We start from the raw sequence: 7,775 nt of genomic DNA, 5'->3' as shown, positions 1-7,775 counted from the left end.
GCGCCGATACTGATGAGGCGTTCGACGGTCGGGAGCTTGGGGTGGGCGCGGGCGTAGAAGTCCTGCAGGGAGGTGTACGGCTGGCCGTCGGCGATCCGGGCGACCTCGTCGTCGGAAATGCCGTGGACCGTGGACAGGGAGATCCGCACTCCCCACCCCGATCCGGTCCGTTCGACCGCGTACTGGGCCTGGGAGGTGTTGATGTCGACGGGCAGGACGGGGACGTCGTGGCGGCGGGCGTCGGCGACGATGACGCGGGCCGGCCACATGCCCGGGTCGTGTTCCAGCAGCCCCGCGTACAGGGCGGCGGGGTGGTGGGCTTTGAGCCAGGCGGACTGGAGCGCGGGCACGGCGAACGCGACCGCGTGCGCGCGGCAGAACCCGTATGCGCCGAACGAGGCGACGACGTCCCAGACCTCGTCCAGCACTGCTGGGCTGTAGCCGCGGGCGCCGGCCTGCTGCCGGAACCACGCCTCGACCTTCGGTAGCCGCTCCTTGTCGCTGAGGGCGCGGCGGGCCACCTCTCCCAGGGCGCGGTCGCAGCCGGTCATGACCGCGAGGATGTCGATGATCTGCTCGTGCCAGATCGTCACCCCGTACGTATCCCGTAGAACCGGTTCCAGGTCCGGGTGCGGGTATACGGGTGCGGCGCCGTGGCGGGCAGCGATATAGAGGGCTGGCATCCCGCCCTGCACGGGCCCCGGACGGAACAGCGAGATATCGGCGATGACGTCCTGCGGATCACGGGGCTGGAGCCGGCCAACGAGGTCTTGCTGGCCGGGGGACTCCAGTTGGAACATGCCCACCGTGTCCGAGGCCTGGATGAGGGCGAAGGCGAACCGGTCGCCGAGGGGGACGTGGTCGGGGTTGTCGAGGTCGATGGCCCGGCCGGTGGTGCGGCGGATCTCGGTGACGGCGTGCGCCATCGCCGACTGCATCCGCACGCCCAGGACGTCGAGCTTGAGCAGGCCCAGGTCTTCGACGTCTTCCTTGTCGGCCTGGAGCATCGGGTACTCGCCGCCGGGGGTGGGCTGTACGGGCAGCCGGTCCAGGAGGCTGGTGTTGGAGAGGATCACGCCGCAGGGGTGCATCGCGATCCCGCGCGGCAGCGCGTCCAGCCCTTCGGCGAGTTCCCACAACGGCCCGTACCGCCCAGCCTCCGCCGCCAGCTCCCGCAGCTCCGGTAGCTCTGAGAGGGCGGAGCGGATGTCACAGGCCCGGATGTGCGGGAAGGACTTCGCGATCCGGTCCACGGTGGCCGGGGCGATCCCGAGTGCGAGGCCGGTGTCCCGCAGGGCGTGCCGGGCCCGGTAGGTCTCGGGCATGCCGGTGACCGCGACCCGCTCCCGCCCGAAACGGGTGATGATCCGGTCGTAGACCTCCAGACGTCGTGCGGACTCGACGTCGATGTCGATGTCCGGCAGCGAGGAGCGCCGTTCGGACAGGAACCGTTCGAAGAGCAGGTTGTGCTCCAGCGGGTTCGCGGTGGCGACGAAGAGGCTGTGGTTGACCATGGAGCCGGCTCCGGAGCCGCGGGCGGCGACCCGGATGCCCATGTCCCGTACGTCGGCGACGACCTGGGCCACGGCGAGGAAGTACGGCTCGTAGTGCAGCCGGCCGATGGTCCCGAGCTCGTAGTCGAGCTGGTCCATCGACCGCCGGTCCCGGTCGAGACCGCGGGCGGCCATGCCGCTCTCGCACCGCTGCCGCAGCAGCCGCATCGCCCCGTCCGGCCCCGGTGCGGCGCCGACCACGGACGGCTCGGGGAAATGCGGCACGCCGAGCCCGAGGTCCCGGACCGGGTCGACCTCGCACGCGTCCGCGACCGCAACGGTGTCGGCGATCAGCTTCACGGCACGGGACGGGTCGGCCCCGGCGGCGGCCGCCACCCGCCCGGCGATCTCGGTCATCGCGGGCCCGTCCTTGAGCCAGCGCTCCCCGCAGTCGAGCCGGCGCCGGGCGACGGGCCGCAGCAGCCGGGCCGCGTCCAGCACGTCCGCGGCCCGGTGCTGGACCGCGTCGGCGTACCGAACGGCGTTCGTCAGCACCGCCGGGATGCCGAGGCGGTCGGCGAGCGCCAGGGTGTGCGCGGCGAGCCGGACCGACCCCGGGCCGGTGCCGGACAGGCCCCAGCACACGACCTCCAGCCGCAGCCCGCCACCGACGACCCGCTGCCAGGGGGCGAGGAGCCGCTCGGCGATGTCCGCACGACCGGCGGCGAGTGCCCGTAGGGGCTCCGACGCGGGGCCGAGCAGCACCATCAGGCCGTCGTCGGTGTACTGGGCGAGCATCTCCCACGACGCGGTCGGCGGTGTGCCCGCGGGGAAGGCTTCGGCGTGCGCGGCGGACACCATCCGGCACAACCGCGCCCAACCCTGCGCGTTCCGGGCCAGGAACGTCGCCCGGAACGGTGCTTCCGCCACGTGCGCGCCGCCGCGCACGGGGGTGCGGCGGCGGACTTCGGCGGGCGGAACGTGGGGGGCTACGCCCAGATCGACGCCGAACACCGGCTTCACCCCAGCGGCTGCGGCGGCCTTCACGAAGCGCACCGTGCCGGTGACCATGTCGCGGTCGGTCAGCGCCACCGTCCCGATTCCGCGCTCGGCGGCCCGGGCGATGAGGTCACGCGAATGCGAGGCACCGTAGCGGGCCGAAAACCCACTACTGACATGCAGGTGAGGGACGCTTCCTCGCATGACACCCTCCGCCCAGATACCCCCAAAGTAGTACCAATCGACCCGCCTACACTTCGACTGTATCGAACATTAATTCGAACGCGCGAGTTCAAGGCGTCGTGGTTTCAGCCACTCGCTCCTGTCGTGACCTAGCGTCGCGGCTGCCCACTGAGCGTCATAGTTGGCTGAAACGGTGCAAGATCGACTGAGTCGCGGCCCGCCCGGACCCGCGCGAGCGAGGAAAAGGAGATGCTGGCTTCTGGCCTGCGGAGGCAAGATCTCTTCATGTCGACCGACATCAGCGGAATGATCGAATGCCGACCAGGAGCCCGTATATGGGGTCTCGATGACGAGGACTCCGTGTGGGAGGCCGGTATCGACCTCTACCTCCTCAACCAGGGCAACGCCTACGACGGCCTGGCCTGCCTCTTCGGAGTCCGGAACTCCTATGGGTTCCGCCCCCTGGCCGAGGACCGGGGCTTCCCGGATGACGCCTCGGATGGCCTGCGAGAAAAGTTCGCCGGCTACGGCGGCTCCTCCGATGTGTACGGAACCACCTGGCTGACCTGGGCGGAGCTGAACGCCACGGACTGGCAGGAGACCAACATCTCAGGCACACGAACCCGCGCCTCGGCTGCGGGGATCGACACCGCCTGGGGCCGGGTCTGGAGCGTCATGCGCACCCTCAGCGACGTCCACGGGGCGGAGAACGTACGCCTGGTCGCCTGGTTCCACTGACTTGTTGTCCGACCACCTGGCCAGGCGGACCAACTACAGGTCTACCAGCCGCTACCGGGCCAGGTGCGCCGCACGAAGGACGGGATAATCTCAGGCGCAATACGGTTCGCCTCTACGCGGGTGAGCAGTGGGAATTCGAGGGTGGGGACCTGATGGTGCGCAGGGGTGGACGAAGACTGGTGTCGATGGTGGCGCTGCTGTCGGCGATCGGACTGACCGTAGCGTGCGGGGAGAATTCCGGGCGTGCCGACGCCGGAGGAAAGCCGCGCGCCGCGGCCAGCACGGCGGCCGGAAGGCCGGAGCGCTCCGGACCCTTGACCGCTGTCGAGCTGAAGGCCGCGCTGCTCACTGCGGAGCAGGCCGTCGGTTTCGAGATCACGGATGGCCGTTCGCGGGACGGTGCTGCACCGGAATCCTCCTTCGACGGCGAGGAGACCGTCTCCCCGGAGGTCTGCCGGCATGTGAAGGAGGCGACCTCGGGGGACGGTGAGGAGGCTTCCGCCGCCTCGTCGATCATGTACCCGGCCGGGACGTCCATCTCTCCCCGGAGCACCAGCCTGATGAGCTATCCGGAAGAGGCCGCACGGGCCCGCATGACGCACCTGCGCGAGGCCGTCGGGGCATGCGGCCGGTTCAGGTTCAGCAACAAGTTTGGAAGGTCGTCCGTCACGAGCGAGGTGCTCAAGGTCCCGGACCTCGGGGAGGACGCGCTGCGGTACCGGACCCTGTCCCGGCTGGGCAGCAGTGGCTTCGCCTGGACCCTGGTGACTGTTGTACGCGTCGGAGGTGTCATCGCGACCATGCAGGTCATGGTGCCCACCGGGCCCATGACGCCCGAGAAGCTCGCCACCTTCAAGCCGGAACCGGGCCCCGAGGAAGCGGTCACCGCCACCCTGATCAAGAACGTCACCAAAGCCGGGAGTACCTGAGCACCTCGTTGCGGTCCGCCGCAGACCCGCATCGGCCTGACCGGGCTTCAGCGGGCGGACCGGACTGTTGCGGGCACGGGCGCCAGGGCAGAGAAAGCGTTCCTGCGGTGAACCTACTCCCCCGCGCGGGTGACAGCCGGGATCCCGGGCTTCGCGGAGGGCAGGGTGGCCCGGTAGAACACGTTGGTGATCAAGAACTTCGTACGTTTCAGCGCACTTTCCCTCGCCCTTGTGTCCCTTTTCTCCGCTCCCGTCGCGCAGGCCGCTCCGGCGGCTGAGGTGACGACCTTGGCCGACGCGGTCGGCCTGGTGCAGGTCACCGAAGAGGACCGCACCGGCTACACCCGCAGCAAGTTCAAGCACTGGAACTCCGGCGCCGACAAGTCCGACGGGTGCAACACCCGCAACGAAATCCTCCTTGCCGAGGCGGTCGTCGCGCCGACGGTGGAGGCCGGCTGCAAGCTGACCGGGGGGACCTGGATCAGCTATTACGACGGCCAGGAGGTCACCAGCGCCGGGGCCCTGGACATCGACCACATGGTGCCGCTCGCCGAAAGCTGGGATTCTGGCGCTTCCGGCTGGACCGCGGCGCGGCGGGAGGCGTACGCGAACGACCAGCGAGCGGACGTCTCGCTCGTCGCGGTGACGGCCCGCTCCAACCGCCAGAAGTCGGATCAGGACCCGGCCGACTGGATGCCGCCTTCCCCGGATGCCCAGTGCCGGTATGTCGCGGAGTGGGTGTCGACCAAGCTCCGCTGGCAGCTCACCGCGGACGACCGCGAGCTCGAAGCGCTGAAGGTATACGCGGACGGCCCGTGCGAGGACACCATCGTCCGCTACACCCCCGCCGCCTGACCCGCCCGCTGGCGGGAGCGCCGAGAAGGCCCAGCCCCCTTTCAACTGAGTGCTTCTGTCGGTGCCTCAGGGTCAGCCTCACACTGGAGCGTCGGCCCGAACGGTATGCACCGCGGCCTCACCGAAACGAGGTGACCGCGCCAGTTTCCGTCGGGGCGCAAGCCCGGCACCCGGCCTTGGTGGCCCTCTGCCGCGTCTGGTTCCCTGCACCCGGCAGGACCAGGCGCGGCCCGCGTCGCGCGGAGACGACGGACGGGGGCCCTCTCGATCGGGGTCGGCAGGTCATCGGAGGCAACCCGCGGCTCTCGGAGACGCGTAGCGTCGTGGCACTGCACGGATCTGCCGCTTCAGCGGCTCTTCCCTAGCGCAAGGCCCCGCTGCTCTATGGTCTCGGCCGAGCAGGGCGTTGTGTCTCCGCGCAGGTCTTGTGAGCGGGGACGCCACCTTCGTCCAACAGGTTCGTCGCGCGGGCGCAGTACCGGCACGGCCTGGCTTCGGATGACCAATGACTGCTCGACCCCCAGTCCAGCAAACGGTCTTCCGGCCGGTCCCCCGGTCCCGGCTGTTGGGGCACGTTGCTCCCGGCCGGCGCCTGTGCTGCTGGCCGGGGTGCCACCGGCGAGGGTGCAGACGCGGATGGCCAGGCTCCGGGGCGGCGGCCTGCTGCTCCTTCGCCGACCCGCTGGTTCGGTACCTCAGGACCAGCCAGAGGCGGCGGTACGGCGACCGGGGTGACGGCAGCGTCCGAAGCTGTGGTGGCGGGGCGGCATGTGGGCGCGCGATAACTGGCCCTGACGGGCAGGTCCCGCTCATCCTCCGGGCCCTGTTGGGGCGCGTCCGGCCGGCCGCTGTTGTGGTCTTCCAGTCGGTCCCGATCGGCGTCCGTCACCCAGAACCGGTGAGTCCTCGTTCCCGTGCGGAGTTCGATCGGGACGATCAGCCCGGCGGCCGTCTCGCGCACCAGGTCGTCGAAGAACACGTCGCGCGGCTTCGGGGTGATGTGCCGCTTGCCGCATCGACTCGAGGTGTCCGGGCAGCGGTAGAGGGCTCGGATATCGCACCGCCAGAAGTCGAGCACACGAAAGCCGGAGACGACACGGAGGTCGCCGGACTTGGCGATCACTTCGGCAGGCAGGTTGTCGCTTCTTGTCCAGTGGGTGTCGGTGCGGCTCGCATAGTCGGAGCGGTCCGTGTGCCACGCCGGGGTGATCCCGTTCTTCGCCGCACGGCTTGCTCGGGCCTTGACGCTCCGAGGGCCTTCCGCTCCGGCCGAGGAGAGCTGGATCTCCCATCCGATCCGGATGCCGTTCTCGCCCTGCACGAGCGTGTCGGTCTGGACCCACGAGCGCGGCCCCACGGCCGTACGGACCTCGCTGTCCGCGGGGTACCCGACGCTGTCGGCTGCCCACACGATCCGCTCCTGATACGCCTTGTGCTCGTCCGACAGAGAGGCGTGGTGCCTCTGCTCGTCCTCCGACCGCTCGTGTACCGCCTCCCGGCGCCCGTTGCGCTCTCGCAGATACATCCAGGCGATCACACCTGCCTGTCGGCAGACGCCGCCGCACTGCAGACCGCGGTTGGCGACCGGCACGTTGCGTAACGCGTCGATCCGGTCGCTCTGATACAGCAGCTCCCAGAGATTCGGGATGCTCTCGTGCCCGAGGTCGTCCCGGGTCAGGTTCAGCTCGATGCCCCACTTCTCGTGCCAGACGATGTTCGCCACTGTGTCCCGCCTCCGCTGTCGCCGACCCTGTCCTGAAGGTAGAACCACCCACTGACAATCCATCAGATGTCAGATCAGCCATACGAATAAGGGCAAGCCGTTCGATCCGGGACAAGCGTCAGCACGGTGGAGACCACCTGGCGCGAGATCCGCCGCCGTTTCACCGGCGCCCCCGACACCTCGTGTGTCCACGAGCTCACCGCCTGGATCGAAATCCGGGGCGCAGGTGGCCGGAAAGGATGGCCGTGCAGCCGGGGAGGTTGGCGCCGGGGCCGGCGCACGCCTCGCCGACCGGGGGCGGAAGGCGCGGTCTCGGCCAGGGGAAGGGCTGGAAACGGGCACGTCACATGGGGAACCATGGAGTACCACGAGCACCAGGCGCAGCCCGAGCCCGAGCGCGGAGACCAGGACGGCGTGCTGAAGCAGCGGATCGAGGCCGCGTACAGCGCCTCCGCAGACCCGGCCCCGCCGGCTGCCGCGTCACCGTCGGGCGGCGGGCAGGAGGAGGATCCGCGGGTCACCCACGGGGTGCTGCTGCTGAAGGCGGCCGGGGTGGCCTCCGTGGACCTCATCGCGCACCGCGACACCTGGGAGTGGCTCACCGCCCTGGCCGTCGATCACGACCACTTCCGCACCCCGCCCTCGGTCGAGGACGTCAAGGAAGGACGCGTCCAGACCGTCCTGTCCGGCCGCTCCCTCATCGGCTTGCTCATCAAGCTGTGGGACACCCGCCACACCACCACCCCGCTGGAGGCGGACTGGGCCCTGGCCACGACCGCCTACAACCGGATCGCCGCCGAACTCACCGGCGTCGACGGCGAGGGCCAGACGATCCGCATCGTCCTGGACGACGGA

Annotated in this window: 5 protein-coding genes and 1 pseudogene; 4 read left to right on the top strand and 2 right to left on the bottom strand. The window is 69.9% G+C overall.

Annotated elements, in window-relative coordinates:
- A partial coding sequence (gene dnaE / locus JS521_RS31430) for a DNA polymerase III subunit alpha (protein ID WP_205086318.1) occupies nt 1-2,696 on the bottom strand: 2,696 nt, incomplete at its 3' end.
- A 264-nt stretch (nt 2,697-2,960) separates the two neighbouring features.
- Between dnaE and JS521_RS31425 the strand changes: the two genes are divergently transcribed.
- The 3 genes from JS521_RS31425 (at nt 2,961) to JS521_RS31415 (ending at nt 5,197) form a co-directional block, all read left to right on the top strand.
- Nucleotides 2,961-3,413, top strand: coding sequence for a hypothetical protein (locus JS521_RS31425; RefSeq protein ID WP_205086317.1), 453 nt, complete (start codon nt 2,961-2,963; stop codon nt 3,411-3,413).
- A 152-nt stretch (nt 3,414-3,565) separates the two neighbouring features.
- Nucleotides 3,566-4,342: a hypothetical protein gene (locus JS521_RS31420; RefSeq protein ID WP_205086316.1), complete on the top strand. Its 777-nt coding sequence runs from the start codon at nt 3,566-3,568 to the stop codon at nt 4,340-4,342.
- Nucleotides 4,343-4,528: 186 nt separating this feature from the next.
- On the top strand, nt 4,529-5,197 hold the full coding sequence (locus JS521_RS31415) for an HNH endonuclease family protein (protein ID WP_205086315.1): 669 nt from the start codon (nt 4,529-4,531) through the stop codon (nt 5,195-5,197).
- Nucleotides 5,198-5,579: 382 nt separating this feature from the next.
- On the opposite strand, the gene JS521_RS31410 is transcribed toward JS521_RS31415, so the two are convergent.
- The gene (locus JS521_RS31410) at nt 5,580-6,920 is read right to left on the bottom strand and encodes a hypothetical protein (RefSeq protein ID WP_205086314.1); all 1,341 of its coding nucleotides are present in this window, start codon (nt 6,918-6,920) and stop codon (nt 5,580-5,582) included.
- 357 nt (nt 6,921-7,277) lie between these two features.
- Here JS521_RS31410 and JS521_RS31405 point away from each other — a divergent pair.
- Nucleotides 7,278-7,775 (top strand): annotated as a pseudogene (locus tag JS521_RS31405) (hypothetical protein); the annotation flags it as partial.

Source organism: Streptomyces durocortorensis (assembly GCF_016901035.1).
GTDB classification, from domain to species: domain Bacteria; phylum Actinomycetota; class Actinomycetes; order Streptomycetales; family Streptomycetaceae; genus Streptomyces; species Streptomyces durocortorensis.
The sequence above is the reverse complement of the archived record's forward strand: the minus strand, read 5'-3'. Positions and strand labels throughout refer to the sequence as shown.

Excerpts from the sequence above, each read along its gene's own strand:
- JS521_RS31425 (WP_205086317.1), top strand. The coding sequence starts at position 2,961 with ATGTCGACCGACATCAGCGGAATGATCGAATGCCGACCAGGAGCCCGT.
- JS521_RS31420 (WP_205086316.1), top strand. The coding sequence starts at position 3,566 with ATGGTGCGCAGGGGTGGACGAAGACTGGTGTCGATGGTGGCGCTGCTG.